This window comes from Oceanimonas smirnovii ATCC BAA-899, from assembly GCF_000381965.1.
GTDB classification, from domain to species: domain Bacteria; phylum Pseudomonadota; class Gammaproteobacteria; order Enterobacterales; family Aeromonadaceae; genus Oceanimonas; species Oceanimonas smirnovii.
The window spans coordinates 13,393-35,172 of the sequence record NZ_KB908471.1; the positions used below are offsets into that span (position 1 = coordinate 13,393).

Here is a 21,780-nt window from a genome sequence, read left to right on the forward strand (position 1 = left end):
GGTGGAAGCAGGGGATGGCTCAAGCATTGAATACAACAGTTACCAAGGCACTGACAACGCCATCACAAGGAGTGTCCGAGAGTTATGCCCAGCTGGCCGAAGGGTTAGCAACACTCTATGGTCGTCACTGCGAAGTCGTCGTGTACAGCCTGCATCAGCCGGAGGGTGTTGCCGTCTATCTGGCCGGCAGCAGCCGCCAGCCTGGTGCCGCCATGAGCGAGACCGAGCAACGGCTGCTGAGTCAGCTGTATCATACCCGGAATGAGCGTCTGTGCCTGACCCATCAGCGCCTTGGTGCGCCAGTGCGCAGCTTGCTGCAACTGGTGCGCGATGGTGAGGTTTTAATGTTGTTGTGTGTGCACCTGGATCTGAGTGCCCCCTTGCATGAGCTGATGAGCGACTTGTTACCGCCAGAAAATGAGCGGCCGCAAACCTCGGCAGAAAACTTCAGCAATAATGTGGAAGAGCTGGTCACCCTGACGGTGGAACGCACCATAGATGCGATTAATGCCGATCCTCATGTGGCCAATAATGCCAAGAACAAGCAAATTGTGACTACCCTGTTTGAAAAGGGCATTTTCGATATCAAGGACGCCATTGCCATGGTGTCGGACAAGCTCAACATTTCCAAACACACTGTCTATCTCTATATCAGACAGAAAAAACGCGATGATGAAGAGTTATCGCCTAATAACCAGGAGAACCCATGACTAAAACCGTAATTGCCACCGATCAGGCTCCCGCTGCCATTGGCCCATACATTCAGGCTGCCCGCGTGGGTAACATGGTCTATACCTCAGGTCAGATCCCGCTGGATCCGGCCACCATGGATGTGGTGGAAGGCGGCATTGAGGCTCAGACCAAGCAGGTAATGGACAATCTGATGGCCGTGCTGGCGGAAGCCGGTGCCGACGCCACCAGCGTGGTCAAAACCACCTGCTTCCTGTCCGACATGAACAACTTCCTGGCCTTTAACGAAGTGTATGCCAGTTATTTTGCCGCTGGTGCGCCTGCTCGTTCCTGTGTCGAAGTAGCTCGTCTGCCCAAAGACGTGCTGGTGGAAGTGGAAGCCATCGCTCTGGTTGAGTAACCTTTCAAGAGCGGCCCGAGCCGCTCTTTTTTCAGCAACGGATACCCGTTATGACTCCAGCTTCTCTGCGCTTTGCCCTCTTGATCACCGGGCCCTGCTACGGCAGCCAGGCTGCCGCTGATGCCCTGCGCTTTGCCAGTGCCGTGCTGGAACAGGGTCATGTGCTCGACAGTGTGTTTTTTTATCAGGAAGGGGTACACAACGGGAGTCGTCTGGTGCAGCCCGCCAGTGACGAGTTTGATGTGCACCGGGCCTGGGTCACGCTTGCCGAGCGTCATCAGCTCACCCTTGACCTGTGTGTGGCAGCAGCCCTGCGCCGGGGCCTGTGTGACGATAGTTGTGCCGCAGAGGCCGGCCTGGGCACCGGCAATGTTGCTGCCCCTTTCCGACTGAGTGGTCTGGGCGCGCTGGCGCAGGCGGCTCTGACGGCAGACAGGGTGGTGCAATTCTGATGAACAAGGTCGCTTTTATCTTCCATACACCACCTCATGGCAGTGCTGCAGGCCGGGAAGGACTGGATGCGGTGCTGGCCACGTCGGCCCTGAGTGAAGAGCTGGCGGTGTTCTTTATCGGTGATGGCGTTTATCAGCTGAAATCGGCTCAGGCACCGGCGGCTATTCATGGCAGGGACTATGCGCCCACTTTTGGCCTGCTGGAGCTGTATGATATTGAGCATATCTATGTCTGTGCCAATGCATTGATGAAGCGCAATCTTGCGCTGGCTGATTTGTGCATTGAGGCGCAAGCCTGCACGCAAGAAGAATTAACCCGCCTGCTGGGCGAGTATGATGTCCGGCTGATTTTCTGAGGACGTATGCTGCATACCGTTAAACACTCTCCTTTCAGTCATCAGAGCCTTGAGCTGGCGCTGCAGTTGCTGCAGCCCGGTGATCAGTTATTACTGTGGCAGGATGGCGTGATTGCCGCCACTGTACCGGTCTGGCAGGAGCGGTTGCAGCCTCTTGCCGATGCCGGCTGTCTGCATGTAATGAGTGAAGACCTGGCCGCCCGCGGCCTTGAGCCTTTGCTGGGCCAGCCGCTTACCATGAATGGCTTCGTTGAGCTGGTCGCCAGCCAGGGCAGCCCAACAGCCTGGTAGAAAACCATCATTTATTCACAGGCCACGTTACATTTAAAGCCTGTTGCACAGGCTCTGCCAGCTGAAACGGCAGCTACAACCGAGTGCCAGTGACTGGGCAGTGGCGGGGATTGCCGAGCTTCCCATGGATGGGCCTGAAGTGTGTCGACGCAGGTAACCCTGCCTCTGCCCGTACGAGCAACTGTATAAATCTTGACTTGCCCGGCGGGCAGGAATAGAATTTTGCGTCCCCGCATTTGGGGATGGATTTTTTCAACTGTAGAACGACATTATCAGGAGCTGTTAATGGCAACTATTAACCAGCTGGTTCGCAAGCCGCGTAAAGCAATCGTTGCTAAAAGCAACGTGCCTGCGCTGGAAGCCTGCCCGCAAAAGCGTGGTGTTTGCACCCGCGTATACACCACCACTCCGAAGAAGCCGAACTCCGCACTGCGTAAAGTATGCCGTGTTCGTCTGACCAACGGCTTCGAAGTGAACTCCTACATCGGTGGTGAAGGTCACAACCTTCAGGAACACTCTGTGGTTCTGATCCGTGGCGGTCGTGTTAAAGACCTTCCCGGTGTGCGTTATCACACCGTTCGCGGCGCGCTCGACACTTCAGGTGTTGCTGCCCGTCGTCAGGCCCGTTCCAAGTACGGTGCCAAGAAGCCCAAGGCTTAATGGTTCTCCGTTAAGTAAGGCCAAACATTTATTTTTTTAACCTGTTTTGTTTTGGGTTAATCCTGAAGCTACGGAGAGTTAGCAATGCCAAGACGTCGCGTTATCGGCCAGCGTAAAATTCTGCCGGATCCCAAGTTCGGATCTGAGCTGCTGGCAAAATTCGTAAACGTAGTAATGGTAGACGGCAAGAAGTCTACTTCTGAAAAGATTGTTTACGGTGCCCTGGATATCGTTGCTGCCAAAACCAGCAAAGATCACCTGGCTCTGTTTGAAGAAGCCCTGGACAACGTTCGTCCTACTGTTGAAGTTAAATCCCGCCGGGTAGGTGGCTCCACCTATCAGGTGCCAGTTGAAGTGCGTCCCGTACGTCGTAACGCCCTGGCCATGCGCTGGCTGGTAGAAGCTGCGCGTAAGCGTGGCGAAAAATCCATGGCCCAGCGTCTGGCTGGTGAGCTGATGGATGCCTCTGAAAACAAAGGCTCTGCCGTGAAGAAGCGTGAAGACGTTCACCGCATGGCCGAAGCCAACAAGGCCTTCGCTCACTACCGCTGGTAATGAGAGCGGGCGCGGCGCAAGCCGCGCCCTCTGTGGCTCACGAAGGACATTCGACCTTGGCAAGAGGATCTTATTGTGGCTCGTACAACCCCGATTGAGCGTTACCGTAATATCGGTATCAGCGCGCACATAGACGCCGGTAAAACCACCACTACCGAGCGCATTCTGTTCTATACCGGTGTTAACCATAAGCTCGGCGAAACCCACGAGGGTGCGGCGACCATGGACTGGATGGAGCAGGAGCAGGAGCGTGGTATTACCATTACGTCCGCAGCAACAACCTGTTTCTGGGACGGCATGGAACATCAGTTCCCTCAGCATCGTATCAACATCATCGACACGCCCGGACACGTTGACTTCACCATTGAAGTAGAACGTTCCATGCGGGTGCTCGACGGTGCCGTTATGGTGTATTGCGCCGTGGGTGGTGTTCAGCCGCAGTCCGAGACGGTATGGCGTCAGGCCAATAAATACCACGTTCCGCGCATTGCCTTCGTCAATAAAATGGACCGTACCGGTGCCAACTTTCTGCGGGTGGTCGAACAGATCAAAACCCGCCTGAAAGGGGTGGCGGTACCGGTGCAGCTGCCCATTGGTGCCGAAGAAGGCTTCAAGGGTGTGGTTGATCTGGTCAAGCTGAAAGGCATTGACTGGAATGAGGCGGACAACGGTACCACCTTTGAATACCACGATGTGCCTGAAGACATGCAGGAACTGGCTGAAGAGTGGCACCAGAATCTGGTTGAAGCCGCTGCCGAAGCCAGCGAAGAGCTGATGGAGAAATACCTGGAAGACGGTGAGCTGACCGAGGCGGAAATCAAGGCTGGTTTGCGTCAACGTGTGCTTAACAACGAAATCATCCTGGTTACCTGTGGATCCGCGTTTAAAAACAAGGGTGTGCAGGCCATGCTTGACGTAGTGGTGGAATATCTGCCGTCTCCGGTGGAAGTACCTGCCATTGCCGGCGTGAAGGAAGACGGCGAAACGCCTGACACCCGAGCCGCCGACGATGCGGCGCCCTTTGCGGCGCTGGCTTTCAAAATTGCTACGGATCCCTTTGTGGGCAACCTGACCTTCTTCCGCGCTTATTCCGGCGTGGTCAACACCGGTGATACGGTGCTGAACCCGGTGAAGAACAAGCGCGAGCGGGTTGGTCGTATCGTACAGATGCATGCGAACAAACGGGAAGAAATTAAATCCGTTTGTGCCGGCGACATTGCCGCCGCCATCGGCCTGAAAGATGTAACCACCGGTGACACCCTGTGTGCACCTGCGGCTCCCATCATTCTGGAGCGGATGGAATTCCCCGAGCCGGTTATTTCCGTTGCCGTTGAGCCGAGAACCAAGGCCGACCAGGAAAAAATGGGCCTGGCCCTGGGTCGTCTGGCTCAGGAAGATCCTTCGTTCCGTGTGTGGACGGATGAAGAATCTGGTCAGACCATTATTGCCGGTATGGGTGAGCTGCACCTGGACATCATCGTGGACCGCATGAAACGCGAATTCAAGGTAGAGGCCAACGTGGGCAAGCCCCAGGTTTCCTACCGTGAAACCATTCGTGGATCTGTGGAGCAGGAAGGCAAGTTTGTGCGCCAGTCTGGTGGTCGTGGTCAGTTTGGCCATGTCTGGATTAAAATCCAGCCCCAGGAAGAAGGTGCCGGCTATACCTTTGAAAATGCCGTTGTGGGCGGCGTGATTCCCAAGGAATTCATTCCGGCTGTAGACAAGGGCATTCAGGAGCAGATGAAGCAGGGTGTACTCGCTGGTTATCCCATCGAGGACCTCAAGGTTACTCTGTATGACGGCTCCTTCCACGATGTTGACTCTTCCGAAATGGCCTTTAAAATCGCCGGCTCAATGGCGTTTAAAGAGGGTTTCATGAAATGTAACCCCGTTCTGCTTGAGCCGCTGATGAAGGTGGAAGTGGAAACGCCGGAAGAGTACATGGGTGATGTTATCGGTGATGTGAACCGTCGCCGTGGCATCATTGAAGGCATGGAAGACGGTGTCACCGGCAAGATTATCAATGCCCTGGTTCCGCTGTCCGAAATGTTCGGTTACGCTACCGACCTGCGTTCTCAGTCTCAGGGCCGTGCTTCCTACTCCATGGAGTTTGCCAAGTACGCCGAAGTGCCTGCGAACATGGCCGAGGCAGTGATTGCTGTCCGCCGAGGTTAATTAATCTTTGTTAAATCTTCCCGCCCTGCCGGGCGGGAGCAAATCAGGAAGGACTAGTCCGTGTCTAAAGAAAAATTTGAACGTACGAAACCGCACGTAAACGTTGGCACCATCGGCCACGTTGACCACGGTAAAACCACTCTGACCGCCGCCATCACCACCGTTCTGGCCAAGAAAATGGGTGGCTCTGCCCGCGGTTACGATCAGATCGATAACGCGCCGGAAGAAAAGGCCCGTGGTATCACCATCGCCGCTTCTCACGTTGAGTACGACACCGAAGCCCGTCACTACGCTCACGTTGACTGCCCCGGTCACGCTGACTACGTGAAAAACATGATCACCGGTGCTGCTCAGATGGACGGCGCTATCCTGGTAGTAGCTGCTACCGACGGCCCCATGCCGCAAACCCGTGAGCACATCCTGCTGGCCCGCCAGGTAGGTGTACCTTACATCGTTGTATTCATGAACAAGTGTGACATGGTTGACGATGAAGAGCTGCTCGAGCTGGTAGAAATGGAAGTGCGTGAGCTGCTGTCCGAGTATGAATTCCCGGGCGACGACACGCCGGTTATTCAGGGCTCCGCTCTGAAAGGCCTGGAAGGTGATCCTCAGTGGGAAGAGAAAATCCTGGAACTGGCTGACGCCCTGGATTCTTACATTCCGGATCCTGAGCGTGCCGTTGACGGTGCTTTCCTGCTGCCGATCGAAGACGTATTCTCCATCCAGGGTCGTGGTACCGTTGTTACCGGCCGTGTAGAGCGCGGTATCGTTAAGGTTGGTGAAGAAATCGAAATCGTTGGTATCAAAGACACCACCAAGACCACCTGTACCGGTGTTGAAATGTTCCGCAAACTGCTGGACGAAGGCCGTGCCGGTGAGAACGTAGGTGTTCTGCTGCGTGGTACCAAGCGTGAAGACGTTGAGCGTGGTCAGGTTCTGGCCAAGCCGGGCTCCATCACTCCGCACACCGACTTCGAATCCGAAGTATACGTACTGTCCAAAGACGAAGGCGGCCGTCACACTCCGTTCTTCAAAGGCTACCGTCCTCAGTTCTACTTCCGTACTACTGACGTGACCGGTACCATCGAACTGCCGGAAGGCGTTGAAATGGTAATGCCTGGCGACAACATCAAGATGGTTGTAAGCCTGATCGCTCCCATCGCGATGGAAGACGGTCTGCGCTTCGCTATCCGTGAAGGTGGCCGCACCGTGGGCGCCGGCGTTGTAGCCAAGATCATCAAGTAATTGATGACTTGCGCAACCCGCGCTGCAAAAAAGGAGGCTTCGGCCTCCTTTTTTCGTTTCTGAGCTTGCCTGCACACCTTTATGTTAGTAACTTCTAATCTAAAGGTGTGAGGGGAATGCTATCATTCGTCACCGATAACCCAATTAAGGAACCCAGTATGAATATCAAACAGGTAACCTCCGGCTTTGCGGTGGCGGATCAGGTCACCGCCGGTGATCTGGCGACACTTAAACAGCTGGGATATAAAGCGCTGATTTGTAACCGCCCCGATGGTGAAACAGACGGCCAGCCTGCCGCCGAGGCGCTGGCAGCCGAGGCGCGCAGTCAGGGCTTTGCCTGGGAGTGGATTCCTATCAGCTCAGGCAACTTTACCGATGAGGCCATTACCGACTTTGACACGGCCCTGAAGCGCCACCCGGGCCCCGTACTGGCCTTTTGTCGCACCGGTACCCGCTCTATTACGCTGTGGGCCTTGTCTCAGGCAGCCCGGCAGCCGGCAGAAGTATTGCTGCAGCAGGCTGCTGCAGCCGGTTATGATCTCTCTGTCCATGCCGGCCGGATGGCGGAACGCCTGTCATCATGAGTCTGTTGCCCGAGTGGGCGAAAGATTATAGCCGCAGCATACTGGCTCAGGATGGAGCCGCAGCACTGATTGTTACCCTGATGCTGATCCCTCAGTCGCTGGCTTATGCCATGCTGGCGGGGCTGCCGCCTCAGGCTGGCCTTTATGCCAGCATATTGCCATTAATTATCTATGCACTGTCCGGCTCAAGCCGAACCCTGTCGGTTGGGCCGGTGGCGGTGTTGTCTCTGATGACGGCGGCTACCCTGGGCCAGCTCTCACTGCAGGGAGTGCATTACACTGACGGGGCCCTGGCGCTGGCGTTGCTGAGCGGTGGCTGGTTGCTGCTGTTTGGCCTGTTCCGGCTGGGGTTTGTGGCGCATTTTATCAGTCATTCAGTGATGTCGGGCTTTATCAGTGCGTCTGCGGTGCTGATTACGCTAAGCCAGTTGCGTCACCTGCTGGGGATTCAGCTTGAAGGGGCGCTCTGGCAGCTTCCTGTGGTGCTGGTGGCCCAGTCTGAAGCCATACCGCCGGCGACCCTGGGGGTGTCGGTTATCAGCCTGATCGCCCTGTTATGGGCCCGGGCCGGCCTTAAAGGCCTGTTGTTGCGGATAATGAGCCCGGCCTCGGCCACCGCAGTGGTGCGGCTGATGCCGGCCCTGGTGGTGATGTCGGCGATTGTACTGTCGGTGCAGCTGGATCTGGAGAGCGCCGGCGTGGCGGTGGTGCAATCCGTTCCGGCTGGCTTGCCGGTGCTGAGCTGGCCCGAGTGGCACAATTTGCCATGGCGGGAGCTGGTACTGCCTTCATTACTGCTGGGCCTGGTGGGATTCGTCGAGTCGGTATCCATCGGTCAGACTCTGGCAGCGCGCCGCCGGCAACGCATTCGGCCCAACAGGGAGCTGATTGGCCTGGGGCTGGCTAACTTGTCTGCAGGCGTCTCCGGTGGCATGCCGGTAACCGGGGGCTTTGCCCGCTCCGTGGTGAACTTTGACGCCGGCGCACAAACGCCGGCAGCCGGTATTTATGCTGCTTTCGGCATTACCCTGGCCGGGCTCTGGTTTGCGCCCTGGCTGAGTAACCTGCCCCAGGCAGTGCTGGCCGCCACCATAGTTGTATCGGTACTGGGGTTGTTTGACTGGCGGCATTTCGGCCACACCTGGCGTTATTCCCGGGCTGACTTCAGTGCCTTGTGCGTTACCTTTATCGTGACGCTGACGGCAGGCGTTGAGATCGGCCTGGTGAGTGGCATTCTGGTGTCACTGTTGCTGCATTTGTATCACAGCCACAAGCCACACTGGGCTGAGGTGGGCCGCATTGCCGGCACGGAGCATTTTCGTAACCGGCTCCGTCATCGTGTAGAGCTGAACGAGAGGCTGCTGTGTCTGCGAATTGACGAAAGCCTGTATTTTGCCAATGCGGGTGAGCTGGAAGAGGTAATCGCGACGCTGGTCAGTCAGCGCCCCGGGCTGCGCCACCTGGTGCTGCAATGCACGGCAGTCAACCGCATTGACGCTTCAGCCCTCGACAGCCTGCTGATGATTAATGAACGCCTCAGGCTTGCCGGTATTTGTTTTCATCTGGCCGAGGTAAAAGGCCCTGTGATGGATCGGCTGGAGCGCAGCGAGCTGTTGCGGCAACTCAGTGGCAAGGTCTATCTGACGCTGTTTCAGGCCTGGCAAGAGCTGGGCGGGTCGTGAGTGTTAAAAAGGATCCCGGACATAAATCGACGTGTTTTTAGTCAAAATTAACTTGCACTGATAACTGATATCATTTAGATTTGCTCTATAGCGGAGGGCATCATTTATGTATGTTTGTTTGTGCAAAGGTATTACCGAACGCCAGTTAAAAGCAGCCATTGCCGAAGGCAATGCCGATTTTATGGATCTCAAGCGCGAGCTGGGAGCTGGCTCCCAGTGTGGTAAATGTATTCCGGTTGCACTGGCCATTCTGGCTGAAGAAACCGCTAAAAACGCCGTCTTTTACGAAGTGGCCTGACACCGGCCGCCTGGTACAAAAAAAGCTCCTTCGGGAGCTTTTTTTGTTGAAGCAGTCAGCTGCGGCCCAGCTGTTTGTAAGCATAGCGGGGGCGAGAGCTGAGTAGCTGACTTTTCTGCTCTTCGGTCATGTTGGCCGGATTCAGCCCCAGTACTCTGAAGGTTAACAGGGGGCGCGCTTCCAGCGTGATCATCAGTGCTTTGATGGCCTGCAGGCTGTTTTCTCCCGGCTCGCCGTAGGCGTAGGTCAGAATGCCCTGATTCAACAAATTTTTGACGGCGGGCTCGGTGACCGGCAGTTTTATGACGCTTTTACGCTGGATCACAAACTCCCGCAGCACGGCTTTTTCATTCGGATCCAGGTATTCAAGCAGCTCTTTCAGCAGCTTTTGCCGGGTCACTCGCTGTTTACGATAAAACACATGCTGAAACAGCATGATGGCACCAATCGACAGAAAATAAGTCGCTGACAACACCAGGGCAAGCACAAAGAGTAGCCGGTAATCGGCAAGCCAGAGTCCAAAGGCACCGGTAAACAGACTGTCGGGCAACAGCGTGATCAGCAGGCAGCTCAGCATCAGCCAGCACATAAACCAGTTCAGCGTAGAAACCTGTCGCAGCTCCGGCATTGTATTTTCTCCATTGAATGATGCCTGAGCCGAGAAGTGAGCAATATTCGTGCCATTGGTCAGGCAGGCAGCGGCCAGAAGACAGTTAATACATCAATGCCGGCACTTGTTAATGGCTTACGCAAAACAGGAGCAGAAGTGACGCAAGGTTTGTCTTTATATTAAACGTATACAAATATCTGTTAACTTTGTCGCGATTTTATGTTTTATTAGTGTCCAGTTGGTAATACTTTAGTATGGCTAGACAGGGAGTCATTGAGTAATGAATACAATTTCACTTGAGCAGGCATTATCAATCACCGAAGGTGCGCTGCAGCGCGCCAGGGAAATGTCTGCCGCACCGCTGACCGTCGCCGTGCTCGACAGTGCCGGCGTGCTGGTATCTTTGCAGCGTGAAGATACTGCCAGTCTGATGCGTCCCGATATTGCCATTGCCAAGGCCTGGGGCTCCATCGCACTGGGTCGCAGCTCCCGTGGTCTGGCCGAAATGGCAGAAGCCCGTCCGGGCTTTATGCAATCCATCAATACTCTGGGTCAGGGCAAAGTGTTGCCTGCTCCCGGTGGCGTACTTATTCGTAACGACAATAATCTGATCATTGGTGCCGTGGGCATTACCGGTGATCTGTCTGATGTGGATGAAGCCTGCGCCGTTGCCGGCATTGAAAAAACCGGCCTGAAGGCAGACTGCAGCTAATATTCGGTGCGCGCCCGCCTGCGTGCGGCTCATCACCCCATTGTTTTGGTCGAGGGGTAACCTTGGTTACTCTTTTTTCACGCTCACCCTGTGGTGGGCGTTTTTTTATGAATTTGTAACCGATTAGGGTATGGTTGCTGACTAGTAGGTCAAACAAACGTAAAGAACTATGTCACGGATAAGAGCCAGAAACGAAGAAAAAATCATACGCGCTGCCAGCCGGGTATTTGCCGAGCATGGCTATGCCGCTACCAAAACTGCCGATATCGCCGAGCTGGCTCAGTTGCCCAAGCCCAATATCTACTACTATTTCGGCAGCAAGGAAAATCTCTACCGCGCTGTACTGGAAAGCGTGACCGAGCCGCTGCTGGCGGCCTCTGCTCCTTTTGAGGAGCATGCTGATCCGGTAATGGCACTGACGGCTTACATACGCACCAAGCTGACGATTTCCCGTGACTACCCTTATGCCTCAAAGGTGTTTGCCAGTGAAATCATGCATGGTGCTCCTCACTTGCCAGAAGATCTGATTGCTCGCCTGAGCGAGCAGACCAAAACGCTGAGCAGCAAGCTGAGTGACTGGATGGGGCAGGGATTGATGGAGCAGTTTGAGCCACGGCATCTGCTGTTTGCCATCTGGGCCTCTACCCAGACTTATGCCGATTTCAATTGGCAGATCACCATGGCCCTGGGTAAGGAGGAGCTGGATGACAGCGACTTTGAACAGGCCGCCGAAGTGATCACCCGGCTGGTGATTGAAGGCTGCCGGGTGCGTCCTTTACCTCAGTAACGTTTCAGCCCGGCTGGTTTTTGGCCTGATTACCCAGCTCTTTGTCGGGCATCACGAAACCCAACAGCAGGCACACCAGCCCATATCCTGTGAGCGAGCTGTAAACGTGTACCGACCAGTCGCTTAACTGCTGCTGATATTGCCAGCTCAGCCAGACCACTCCCAGGGTGCCACCCAGGGAGCGACAGAAGTTCATCAGCGCCAGCCCGGCACCCAGCTGAGGGGAAGGCAGGGCGTTTTGCACTGCAATGGAGCAGGCCACAATCAAAAAGCCGATGCCCACGCCACCGGCAATCAGGCCGCCATACAGCCAGGGGCCGTTCAGCCAGCGGCCAAACAGCGCCAGTAACAACGCACAGCCAAGGCCCAGCAGAACACCGCCCGCCCAGGGAAAAGGACGGCAAAAGCCGCTGTGAGCAATGCGCTTGCCGCTGATAAAAGTACCGGCGGTCACACTCAGAATAAACCAGAGTAACACCCGGCTGGTGCCGTCCGGGCTCATGCCTTGCTGTTGCTCCAGCGCCAGTGGCAGATAAACCAGCAGCCCCAGTCGCACACCTTCCGACAGCGCCAGCAACAAAAAGGCAATGGCCAGCAAACGGTTGCCCAGCAGTCGTAATGGCAACACCGGATTGGAATGACGCCATTGTTGTACCAGCAGCACCAGGCTGAGCAGGGCAGCCCCGGTCATCATATAAGGCTGGTATGCCGCCAGTGCCGGCAACAGCTCGGCGGTATTGGTAGACAAACCCCAGCCGGTGCCGGCCAGCAGCAGCAAAGTAATGCCTATATTATCCGGCTTGCTGCGGGCTCCTTTATGACCCAGATCCTTTAATGCCCAATAACTCACTGCCATGGCCAGCAGCCCCAGGGGCAGCTTGAACAGAAACAGCCAGCGCCAGTCAAAATGCGCCACCATAAAGGCGCCCAGCAGCGGGCCGGCCACGCTGGAAACGGCAAACAGAGTGGAAATCAGCCCCTGATAACGGCCTACCTGACGGGGTGGTATCACATCGGCAATCACTGCAAACGACAGTGCAATCAGACCACCGCCGCCCAGACCGGTGAGCAGCCGGGTGGCCAGCAACACCGGCAGGCTGTCGGTAAGGGCGCTTGCCAGTGAGCCAAAGGTAAACAGCGCCAGCGCTGCGGCCAGACAGGGGGTGCGGCCAAAGCGGTCGCTCAGCCGGCCATATACCGGCATGGTCAGGGTCATGGTGAACAAATAACTGCTTACCAGCAGCGGGGCCAGCTGTGGCGAGTCAAAGATCTCACCCAGCCGGGAGATAGCCGGCATCAGTAAGGTAATTTCCAGCGCTCCCAGCATAATGGCCATGGCCACGCCGGCAAACACTCTGTGTGCTTGCTGGCTTTGTTGCACCTGAATTGTTTCAGACATGATAAAAATGACTCCCACTACACTTTAAGAGATCAGGCTGCTTGGCTATCACAATTTGTGAGCAAAACTGCTTTTTCAGCAAGCAGTTAACTACGAACCGGGCAAGCGTCGCAAGCCATGTGTAAAATTTTTGTTGACCGAGAGGTCAAATTTTAATTTAATTAGATGTAAAGATATTAACAACTCATCTGTTCGTCCGGGTGTTTTACCCTGAAGGAGGCAAGCTGTGATCACCTTTTTGTTAAACCAGGAGCTGCGACAGGAAAAAGACCTGTCCCCCAATATGACGGTGCTCAATTACCTGCGCACCCGCGTTGGTAAAACCGGCACCAAGGAAGGCTGCGGCTCCGGTGACTGCGGTGCCTGCACTGTGGTGCTGGGCGAGCGGGATGGTGATCGCATGCGCTATCGCTCGGTCAACTCCTGTCTTACCTTTGTCTCGGCCCTGCACGGCAAGCAGCTGCTGACCGTGGAAGATCTTAAGTCCAGAGACGGCCGCCTGCATCCGGTGCAGCAGGCCATGGTGGACTTCCACGGCTCCCAGTGCGGCTTCTGTACCCCGGGCTTTATCATGTCGATGTTTGCTCTGAGCAAGAACAAACCTGCCGCTGACAAACACGATATTTTTGAGGCGCTGGCCGGCAATCTGTGCCGCTGCACCGGCTATCGCCCCATCGTGGATGCCGCCAAAGCCATAGCCGAGCAGCCACAGCTGGCCGATGACTTCTCTCGATATGAGCAGGAACTGCTGGCGCGGCTGGGCAAGATTGAAACCGATACTCTGGTCACTCTTACCGGTGATGACAAGGTCTGTTTCTCGCCCACCAGCAGTGCCGAGCTGGCCACCCTGCTGGAGCAGCATCCGGATGCCCGGCTGCTGGCCGGCGGCACCGATCTGGCTCTGGAAGTGACCCAGTTTCACCGCGAGCTGCCCACCATGATTTATGTGGGCAATGTGGCCGACATGAAAACGCTGGAAGAAACCGAGCGGGGGCTGGTGATTGGAGCGGCCCGCTCTTTAACCGACAGCTATGAAGCGTTAAGCCGCTACTACCCCGACTTTGGCGAGCTGCTGCATCGCTTTGCTTCTCTGCAAATCCGCAACCAGGGCACCCTGGGGGGAAACATTGGCAACGCCTCGCCCATCGGTGATGCGCCGCCGGTGCTGATTACCCTGAACGCCACTCTGGTGCTGCGCAAGGGCGAGCGAGTGCGGGAACTGCCGGTGGAAGACTACTTCCTCAGCTACAAGGTGACCGCTCAGGAAGAAGGGGAGTTTATCGAGAAGATCATAGTGCCCAAACCGTCGGCCAATCAGCACTTCAGGGTGTACAAGCTGTCCAAACGAATAGACGACGATATTTCTGCGGTGTGTGGTGCCTTCAACCTGATCATTGAAAACGGCATCATCACCGATGCCCGCATCGGCTTTGGCGGCATGGCCGCCACGCCCAAACGAGCCAGTGGCTGCGAGCAAGCGCTGGTGGGCAAGATCTGGAACATGGCCACGGTCAAGGCCGGTATGAAAGCCCTTGAAGCCGACTTTGAACCGCTGTCGGACTTCCGTGCCAGCAAGGAATACCGCACCAGAACCGCGGCCAACCTGCTGTATAAGTGCTTTATCGAGCAACAGGATCTGAAACTGGAAACCAGGGTAACGTCTTATGTCTAACAAACCTCAGAACACGCTGACCATCGATGAAATGATGGCGAAAATGAAACAGGAACTGCAAACCGGTGTAGGCAAAAGCGTGCCCCACGACAGCGCCGCCCGGCAGGTCTCCGGCGAGGCTCAGTACATAGACGATCGCCTGGAGTTTCCCAATCAGCTACATGTGTATGCCCGGCTGTCGGACCAGGCTCATGCCCGTATCACCAGGCTGGATGTGAGCCCCTGCTACGATTTTCCCGGTGTGGCCATTGCCATTACCGCCGAGGACGTGCCCGGCGAGCTGGATATCGGCCCGGTACTGGCGGGTGATCCACTGCTGGCGGACGGCAAAGTGGAATATTACGGCCAGCCGGTGCTGGCGGTAGCCGCCAATGATATGGAAACTGCCCGCAAGGCGGCCATGGCCGCCATCGTGGAATATGAAGCGCTGCCGGCGGTGCTGTCGGTGGAAGAGGCGCTGGAAAAAGAGCTGTTTGTGACCGAAAGCCACAAGCAGCAGCGGGGCGACTCCGCCGCCGGCCTGAAAAAGGCCAAACACGTCATTGAAGGCAGCCTGCATATCGGCGGTCAGGAGCATTTCTATCTGGAAACCCAGGTCAGCTCTGTGGTGCCCACGGAAGACGGCGGCATGATGGTGTTTACCTCCAGCCAGAACCCCACCGAGGTACAAAAGCTGGTGGCCAGTGTGCTGGACGTGCCCATGAACAAGGTGGTGATCGACATGCGCCGCATGGGGGGCGGCTTTGGCGGCAAGGAAACCCAGGCCGCCGGCCCCGCCTGCATGGCGGCGGTGGTGGCGCGCCTCACCGGTCGTCCGGCCAAAATGCGGTTGCCGCGCATGGAAGACATGATCATGACCGGCAAGCGTCACCCCTTCTTTAACCAGTACAAGATTGGCTTTGACGACAGCGGCCGCATTCAGGCGGCAGAAATTACCGTGGCCGGTAACTGTGGCTACTCGCCGGATCTGTCCTCGTCCATTGTAGACCGGGCCATGTTCCACTCCGATAACGCCTATTACCTGGGTGATGCCACCGTTATCGGTCATCGCTGCAAGACCAATACCGCGTCCAACACCGCTTACCGCGGCTTTGGCGGCCCTCAGGGCATGATGACCATTGAACACGTAATGGATGAGATCGCCTCGTACCTGGGCAAGGATCCCCTGGAGATCCGCAAGATCAACTTTTACGGCAAAGCCGAGCGCAACGTCACTCACTATCATCAGCCGGTGGAGCACAACATTATTCACGAGCTGGTGAATGATCTTGAGCTGTCGTCGGAATACGCCAGACGCCGGGAAGAAATCCGGGCCTTTAACGCCAAAAGCCCCATTCTGAAAAAGGGCATCGCCATCACACCGGTGAAGTTTGGTATCTCCTTTACGGCCACCTTTCTCAACCAGGCCGGGGCGCTGATCCATGTTTACACCGACGGCAGCATTCACCTTAACCATGGCGGCACCGAAATGGGCCAGGGCCTGAATATCAAGGTGGCCCAGATAGTGGCGGAAGAATTTCAGGTGGATATTGATCGCATTCAGATCACCGCCACCAATACCGACAAGGTGCCCAACACCTCGCCGACGGCGGCGTCGAGCGGTACCGATCTGAATGGCAAGGCGGCCCAGAATGCGGCGCGCACCATCAAGCAGCGGCTGATCGACTGGGCTGCCGGTCACTTTCAGGTCAGCCCCGAAGAAGTGGTGTTCAAAAACAACCTGGTGCAAATTCGCGATACCCTGATGGCGTTTCCGGAGTTTGTGCAGCTGGCCTACTTCAACCAGATTTCGCTGTCGAGCACCGGCTTCTACAAAACGCCGAAAATCTATTACGACCATGCCAGCGGCTCGGGCCGGCCTTTCTACTACTTTGCCTACGGCGCAGCCTGTGCCGAAGTGGTCATAGATACCCTTACCGGTGAATACAAGCTGCTGCGCACCGACATACTGCACGATGTGGGCGACTCCCTGAACCCGGCCATTGACATCGGTCAGGTGGAAGGAGCCTTTATTCAGGGGGCCGGCTGGCTCACCACCGAAGAGCTGGTATGGAACGACAAGGGCCGGCTGATGACCAGCGGACCGGCCAGCTACAAGATTCCGGCAGTGGCCGACATGCCCACGGATTTTCGTATCAAGCTGGTGGAAAACCGCAAGAATCCCGAAGACACCGTCTTTCACTCCAAGGCCGTGGGCGAGCCGCCCTTTATGCTGGGCATGGCAGTCTGGTGCGCACTGAAGGACGCCGTGGCCAGCGTCTCCGGTTACCTGCGCTATCCGCACATAGACGCACCGGCCACTCCGGAGCGGGTACTGTGGGCGGTGGAGCAAATGCGAGAGCTGGCAGAGCAGCAGCAAGGCGCTGCCGATGCGGTCAGCATGAAATAAGTCATTGGCCCGGGAGCGAAACATGTTCAAGGACAACTGGATTCAGGTTCTGGCCGAGCTGGAACAGCGGGGTGAGCCCTGCATCATGGTCACAGTAGTGGAGCACAAGGGCTCCACCCCGCGGGACAGCGGCACCAAGATGCTGGTGACCGAAGCCGGCTGTTACGCCACCATTGGTGGCGGCCATCTGGAATTCAAAGCCATGGAGCTGGCGCGGCACATGCTGGCAGAAGGCGAGCAAGCCATGCGGGTGGAGCGTTTTAATCTGGGGGCCAGCCTGGGCCAGTGCTGCGGCGGCATGACTACCATTATGCTGGAGCCGGTGGTGCGGCCCCGCCATCATCTGGTGCTGTTTGGTGCCGGCCATGTGGCCAAGGCGCTGGTGCATATACTGGCCACCCTGCCGTTTCGCATTACCTGGATAGACTCACGGCCCGAGGAATTTCCCGCCAGTCTGCCCGAAGGAGTGACTGCCGTGGTCAGTGACGAGCCCGTTGACGAGATTGATGAGCAGCCTGCCGGCAGTTATTACCTGGTGATGACCCACAATCATCAGCTGGATCTGGAGCTGTGCGCCCGCATTCTTAAACGCAATGATGCCCGTTACTTTGGCGTAATTGGCTCGCGCACCAAGCGCAAGCGTTTTGACTACCGGCTGAAGGAGCGGGGAGTTGACGCTGCCGCCCTGGCAAACATGATCTGTCCCATCGGCCTGGCCGAGGTCACCGGCAAACATCCGGCGGAAATTGCCGTCTCGGTGGCGGGCCAGCTGATTGCCGCTTATCAGGGTGAGGTCGTCAGCAATCAGGCGATTCCCGCCGCCCAGGCCGAGCACGCCTGATTTTATTGATTTCAAGGAGACGCGCAGAGATGACGCAACCCGTAGCCTATCGCGCCGCCATTTTTTACAGCCTGGGTGATCCGGCCAAAGTGGGCCTGGAAAACTCTTTTGCCTGGCATGAAGATGGGGTGCTGGTGGTGGCCGATGGCCATATTCAGGATGTGGGGCCGGCCCCGGAAGTACTGAACCGGCTGCCCGCCGGCACCCAGGTGGTGGAGCTTGAAAACCGGTTGATCACGCCGGGCTTTATCGACACTCATATTCATTTTCCACAAACCGAAATGATCGCCTCTTATGGTGATCAGCTGCTGGACTGGCTCAATAACTACACCTTTCCGGAAGAACGCAAGTTTGCCGACCCGCAGCATGCCGCCCGGGTAGCAAAGCTGTTTCTGGACGAGCTGCTGCGCAACGGCACCACCACCGCCATGGTCTACGGCACCGTGCACCCCCAGGCGGTAGACGCTTTCTTTACCGAGTCCGAGCGGCGCAATACTCGCATGATCGCCGGCAAGGTGATGATGGACCGCCATGCTCCCGAGTTTCTGCTGGACACGCCTGAGTCGTCCTATGCCGACAGCAAGGCGCTGATTGAGCGCTGGCACAACAAAGGCCGCCAGCTTTATGCGGTGACACCGCGCTTTGCCCCCACCAGCAGCCCGGAGCAGCTCGACGCCGCCGGCCGCCTGCTGCGTGAGCATAAGGATCTTTATCTGCAGACTCATCTGTCGGAAAACCGCAAAGAGATTGCCTGGGTCAAGGAGCTGTTCCCCGAACGGTCCGGCTATCTGGATGTGTATGACCATCATGGCCTGCTCAGCGAGCGCTCCATATTTGCTCACAGTGTGCATCTGGAAGACGGTGAATGCGAGCGGCTCCATGCCACCGGCTCGGGGGTGTCTTTCTGTGCCACCTCCAACCTGTTTCTCGGCTCGGGCCTGCTCGATCTGGCGCGGCTGGAGCGCTTTGATGTCAATGTGAGCCTGGGTACGGACGTGGGCGGCGGCACCAGTTTCTCGCTGCTGCAGACCATGAATGAGGCTTACAAGGTGTTGCAGCTGCAGCAGCAAAAGCTGCATCCGCTCAAGGCGTTTTACCTGGCCACCCTGGGTGGTGCCGAGTCGCTGCGTCTGGATGACAAGCTGGGTAACCTGCTGCCGGGCAAGGAAGCCGACTTTCTGGTGCTGGATCTGAATGCCACTGCGCTGATGCATGCCCGCACACAAAATGCACAAACTTTGTACGAAAAACTTTTTGTACTCATGATGCTGGGAGACGACAGAGCCATTGAAAGTACCTTTGTTTATGGCAAATGCCAGCATGGCAGAAATGGCGTCTGAGAGAGTTAAGAGGCATTTGAGTAGTAAGAAACGCCCGCTCAGGGCGTTTTTTGTGCTCAGTCACAGACTTGGACATTGTGGCTGTTGAATTGGCAAAAAGCGCGTTAGATTGTATACGTAAAGTGTAACAATTTTTTAACTGAAACAGGCAAGGATAGCGGTGATGTCGTCGCTGCAGCCAAGTCCGCAACTGGAAACAAAAACATGAGTTCACTCAGTCAACTGGAGCCGAGACCTGTCAAGTCGAGCTCAAACACGCAAGACGATATCGTCTACGAACATATTTTTGATGCCATTCTGGAGCAGCGACTGGCACCGGGCACCAAGCTCAGTGAAGAAGCGCTGGGCGACATTTTTGGCGTCAGCCGCACCATTATTCGCCGCGCCCTGCTGCGCCTGTCTCACGAGCAGGTGGTGATTATTCGCCCCAACCGGGGGGCCGTGGTGGCCGCACCCAGCGTGGAAGAAGCCCGGCAAATTTTCGCCGCCCGCCGCGTGGTTGAGCTGGCGGTTATTGAGCTGGCGGTAAAAAATGCCACCCCCGAAAGCCTGGCCCGTATGCGTGCCATGGTGCAGGAAGAGCAGGACGCCTTTGCCCGGGGCGATCGCGGCAGTGGTATTCGTCTGTCCGGTGAGTTTCACCTTGAGCTGGCGCACATGGCCAACAATACACCGCTGCTTAACTTTCAGCGCAGCGTGGTGTCACAGACATCACTGATTATTGCCCAGTATGAAGTCGGTCATCAGGCCCATTGCTCCTTTAACGAGCATGAAATATTGCTGAATGCCATCGAAACCGGCGACAAAGATACCGCCATGCAAAAAATGGCCGAGCATCTGGACCATATCGAAGCCAAGCTCAATCTGGACGGCGACTCCGCTTCCACGGATCTGCATGTGGTCTTTTCCGGCGTGGCCAAAAAACGCCGCGGCCGTTAAGACGAGGCCTGAAAGAACAAAGGGCGGCTCACTGGCCGCCCTTTGTGTTTTTAGTGAGTCAGCAGCAGATAGCTCAGGATCAGCAGGGCGATAAAGACAGTTTCCAGCACCACCAGCAAAACCGGTTTCCAGCCTACCGAGAGAATGTCTTTCAGCTGAGTGCGCACGCCCAGCGCGGCAATGGCAGTGAGCAGCAGCCAGGACGAACTGTCCGCCAGCTGACCGGCCAGCTGTTGCGGCAGCCAGCCCAGGCTGTTAATGATAAACAGCACCACAAAGCCGATTAAAAACCCCGGAATTGCTACCTTTCCGCTCTCATTGCCGTTGCCCTGTTTGCTGGCGGCCCGGCGAATAATAATGCCAATGGTCATCACAATGGGCACCAGCATGGCCACCCGCAGCAGCTTGACGAAGGTGCTGAGATCGCCCACTTCTTCCGACATGCTGTAGCCGGCCCCCACCACCTGAGCCACATCATGAATGGTGGCCCCGAGAAAAAGCCCGGCTTCCTGCCCGGTCAGCCCCAGCGCCTGGCTGATCATGGGATAGAAAATCATCGCCAGGGTACTGAGGGTGGTGACGATAATCACGGTAAACAGCGTATCGCGTTTAGCCTGCTCGCTGTTGGGCAGCACGCTGCTGATGGCCATGGCCGCCGAGGCACCGCAAATGGCCACTGAGCCGCCGGTCAGGGTGCCAAAGGCACTGCTGAAGCCGAGCCAGCGGGCCATCACCACGCCAAAAGCAATGGTCAGCACCACCGCCGAGCACACCATCAGCATGGGTTGCCAGCCCAGGGTCAGCACATCGCCAAAGGTAATGCGCAGGCCCAGCAGAGCCACCCCCAGACGCAGCAGGGTTTTGGCTGAAAATTGCAGCCCCGGCGCACACTGGGATTCTTCACTGAGAAAGTTAAAGGCCAGCCCCAGCAGCAGCGCCATCAGCATGGCGGGCGCACCATAGTGCTGAGACAGAAAACTGGCGGCAATGCCGATGGTGGCGGCCACACACAAACCGGGAAAAAAACGTTTTCGAGTGTCGTCAAGACGACGCAGCAGCGCGGCCATCAGGCCTCCTGATTAAAAGTGCATAAGGATATTCCCTAATGTTATCAATGCCAGCCAGCCCAGGGCCAACCCTGGTTTGATTTTTGTTTCCTGTGGGGTGGTCCAAGTTAATCCGTGCAACTGGCGCTACCGGCTTAAGCCCCTTTCCCCCTAATGTTATGAACATGTAAATAACTCGGTGCGCCGGGTCTTGATTCATCGCCACTTGCTGGCCAAGGGAGAATTGATATGTCTGCTGAAAACAACCAGAAAACCACCGAGCTGCTGGAGCAGCTGTTTGCTGCCTTTAACCGTCACGATATTGACGGCGTCATGGCCTGCATGACCGACGATGTGGTGTTTGAAGGGGCGGCCGGGCCCGAAGCCCATGGTAACCGTTTTGTGGGTGCCGATGCGGTGGCGGCGGCCTTTATCAATGTATGGACCACAATGCCGGATGTGCAGTGGAACAACACCAGCCACTTTGCCACCGGCGATCGGGGTGTGTCCCAGTGGACCTTCTGTGCCACCACGCCGGATGGCCGCCGTATTGAAGCCGATGGCGTGGATCTGTTTACCCTGAAAGGCGGCAAGCTGGCGCTGAAGCAGGCCTTCCGTAAGGATCGTCCGCTGCTGGATCCGCGCTAAGCCTCGGCA

Annotated in this window: 24 protein-coding genes; 21 read left to right on the plus strand and 3 right to left on the minus strand. The window is 56.6% G+C overall.

Annotation, left to right across the window (positions count from 1 at the left end):
• Positions 1-26 precede the first annotated feature (26 nt).
• The 12 genes from G364_RS0115050 (at position 27) to G364_RS0115105 (ending at position 9,388) form a co-directional block, all read left to right on the plus strand.
• Complete coding sequence (locus G364_RS0115050; RefSeq protein ID WP_245541437.1) at positions 27-710, plus strand: helix-turn-helix transcriptional regulator; 684 nt, start codon at positions 27-29, stop codon at positions 708-710.
• Positions 707-1,090, plus strand: coding sequence for a RidA family protein (locus G364_RS0115055; RefSeq protein WP_019935968.1), 384 nt, complete (start codon positions 707-709; stop codon positions 1,088-1,090). The genes G364_RS0115050 and G364_RS0115055 overlap by 4 nt, the downstream gene beginning before the upstream one ends.
• Positions 1,091-1,140: 50 nt before the next feature.
• Positions 1,141-1,542, plus strand: coding sequence for a sulfurtransferase complex subunit TusD (gene tusD, locus G364_RS0115060; RefSeq protein ID WP_019935969.1), 402 nt, complete (start codon positions 1,141-1,143; stop codon positions 1,540-1,542).
• Complete coding sequence (tusC, locus tag G364_RS0115065; RefSeq protein ID WP_019935970.1) at positions 1,542-1,898, plus strand: sulfurtransferase complex subunit TusC; 357 nt, start codon at positions 1,542-1,544, stop codon at positions 1,896-1,898. Before tusD ends, tusC begins: the two co-directional genes overlap by 1 nt.
• Positions 1,899-1,904: 6 nt before the next feature.
• Entirely contained in the window at positions 1,905-2,189 is a 285-nt protein-coding gene (tusB, locus tag G364_RS0115070) for a sulfurtransferase complex subunit TusB (protein ID WP_019935971.1), read from the plus strand.
• A 285-nt stretch (positions 2,190-2,474) separates the two neighbouring features.
• Positions 2,475-2,849: a 30S ribosomal protein S12 gene (rpsL, locus tag G364_RS0115075; protein ID WP_019935972.1), complete on the plus strand. Its 375-nt coding sequence runs from the start codon at positions 2,475-2,477 to the stop codon at positions 2,847-2,849.
• 84 nt (positions 2,850-2,933) lie between these two features.
• On the plus strand, positions 2,934-3,404 hold the full coding sequence (gene rpsG, locus G364_RS0115080; protein WP_019935973.1) for a 30S ribosomal protein S7: 471 nt from the start codon (positions 2,934-2,936) through the stop codon (positions 3,402-3,404).
• Between the two features lie 75 nt (positions 3,405-3,479).
• The gene (gene fusA, locus G364_RS0115085) at positions 3,480-5,579 is read left to right on the plus strand and encodes an elongation factor G (RefSeq protein ID WP_019935974.1); all 2,100 of its coding nucleotides are present in this window, start codon (positions 3,480-3,482) and stop codon (positions 5,577-5,579) included.
• Between the two features lie 60 nt (positions 5,580-5,639).
• The gene (gene tuf, locus G364_RS0115090; protein WP_019935975.1) at positions 5,640-6,824 is read left to right on the plus strand and encodes an elongation factor Tu; all 1,185 of its coding nucleotides are present in this window, start codon (positions 5,640-5,642) and stop codon (positions 6,822-6,824) included.
• 158 nt (positions 6,825-6,982) lie between these two features.
• The gene (locus G364_RS0115095) at positions 6,983-7,408 is read left to right on the plus strand and encodes a protein tyrosine phosphatase family protein (protein ID WP_019935976.1); all 426 of its coding nucleotides are present in this window, start codon (positions 6,983-6,985) and stop codon (positions 7,406-7,408) included.
• A complete protein-coding gene (locus G364_RS0115100) occupies positions 7,405-9,090 on the plus strand; it encodes a SulP family inorganic anion transporter (protein ID WP_019935977.1) in 1,686 nt (561 codons plus the stop codon). Before G364_RS0115095 ends, G364_RS0115100 begins: the two co-directional genes overlap by 4 nt.
• A gap of 106 nt (positions 9,091-9,196) precedes the next feature.
• A complete protein-coding gene (locus G364_RS0115105) occupies positions 9,197-9,388 on the plus strand; it encodes a (2Fe-2S)-binding protein (protein WP_019935978.1) in 192 nt (63 codons plus the stop codon).
• A gap of 55 nt (positions 9,389-9,443) precedes the next feature.
• Here the strand turns inward: G364_RS0115105 and G364_RS0115110 are convergent, their stop codons facing one another.
• The gene (locus G364_RS0115110; protein ID WP_019935979.1) at positions 9,444-10,016 is read right to left on the minus strand and encodes a superinfection exclusion B family protein; all 573 of its coding nucleotides are present in this window, start codon (positions 10,014-10,016) and stop codon (positions 9,444-9,446) included.
• A 36-nt stretch (positions 10,017-10,052) separates the two neighbouring features.
• Between G364_RS0115110 and G364_RS17505 the strand changes: the two genes are divergently transcribed.
• From G364_RS17505 to G364_RS0115120, 3 genes are all read left to right on the plus strand, one after another.
• Positions 10,053-10,181 (plus strand): hypothetical protein, encoded by a 129-nt coding sequence (locus tag G364_RS17505; RefSeq protein ID WP_281163195.1) that lies wholly within the window; start codon positions 10,053-10,055, stop codon positions 10,179-10,181.
• Between the two features lie 97 nt (positions 10,182-10,278).
• Positions 10,279-10,710 (plus strand): GlcG/HbpS family heme-binding protein, encoded by a 432-nt coding sequence (locus G364_RS0115115; protein ID WP_019935980.1) that lies wholly within the window; start codon positions 10,279-10,281, stop codon positions 10,708-10,710.
• A gap of 169 nt (positions 10,711-10,879) precedes the next feature.
• Positions 10,880-11,497: a TetR/AcrR family transcriptional regulator gene (locus G364_RS0115120; protein WP_019935981.1), complete on the plus strand. Its 618-nt coding sequence runs from the start codon at positions 10,880-10,882 to the stop codon at positions 11,495-11,497.
• 4 nt (positions 11,498-11,501) lie between these two features.
• Here the strand turns inward: G364_RS0115120 and G364_RS0115125 are convergent, their stop codons facing one another.
• The gene (locus tag G364_RS0115125) at positions 11,502-12,896 is read right to left on the minus strand and encodes an MFS transporter (RefSeq protein WP_040614669.1); all 1,395 of its coding nucleotides are present in this window, start codon (positions 12,894-12,896) and stop codon (positions 11,502-11,504) included.
• Positions 12,897-13,122: 226 nt separating this feature from the next.
• Between G364_RS0115125 and xdhA the strand changes: the two genes are divergently transcribed.
• The 5 genes from xdhA (at position 13,123) to G364_RS0115150 (ending at position 20,077) form a co-directional block, all read left to right on the plus strand.
• Positions 13,123-14,568, plus strand: a complete 1,446-nt coding sequence (xdhA, locus tag G364_RS0115130; RefSeq protein WP_019935983.1) for a xanthine dehydrogenase small subunit — start codon at positions 13,123-13,125, stop codon at positions 14,566-14,568.
• Positions 14,561-16,957 carry a xanthine dehydrogenase molybdopterin binding subunit gene (gene xdhB / locus G364_RS0115135; RefSeq protein WP_019935984.1) on the plus strand — a complete coding sequence of 799 codons (2,397 nt, stop codon included), beginning with the start codon at positions 14,561-14,563 and terminating at the stop codon, positions 16,955-16,957. The genes xdhA and xdhB overlap by 8 nt, the downstream gene beginning before the upstream one ends.
• Before the next feature lie 22 nt (positions 16,958-16,979).
• Positions 16,980-17,798 carry a xanthine dehydrogenase accessory protein XdhC gene (gene xdhC / locus G364_RS0115140; RefSeq protein ID WP_019935985.1) on the plus strand — a complete coding sequence of 273 codons (819 nt, stop codon included), beginning with the start codon at positions 16,980-16,982 and terminating at the stop codon, positions 17,796-17,798.
• Positions 17,799-17,827: 29 nt separating this feature from the next.
• Positions 17,828-19,138, plus strand: a complete 1,311-nt coding sequence (gene guaD, locus G364_RS0115145) for a guanine deaminase (RefSeq protein ID WP_019935986.1) — start codon at positions 17,828-17,830, stop codon at positions 19,136-19,138.
• A gap of 204 nt (positions 19,139-19,342) precedes the next feature.
• On the plus strand, positions 19,343-20,077 hold the full coding sequence (locus G364_RS0115150; protein WP_019935987.1) for a GntR family transcriptional regulator: 735 nt from the start codon (positions 19,343-19,345) through the stop codon (positions 20,075-20,077).
• A gap of 50 nt (positions 20,078-20,127) precedes the next feature.
• Here the strand turns inward: G364_RS0115150 and G364_RS0115155 are convergent, their stop codons facing one another.
• Positions 20,128-21,144 (minus strand): YeiH family protein, encoded by a 1,017-nt coding sequence (locus G364_RS0115155; protein WP_019935988.1) that lies wholly within the window; start codon positions 21,142-21,144, stop codon positions 20,128-20,130.
• A 228-nt stretch (positions 21,145-21,372) separates the two neighbouring features.
• Between G364_RS0115155 and G364_RS0115160 the strand changes: the two genes are divergently transcribed.
• Positions 21,373-21,771, plus strand: a complete 399-nt coding sequence (locus G364_RS0115160; protein ID WP_019935989.1) for a nuclear transport factor 2 family protein — start codon at positions 21,373-21,375, stop codon at positions 21,769-21,771.
• The last annotated feature ends 9 nt before the right edge of the window (positions 21,772-21,780 follow it).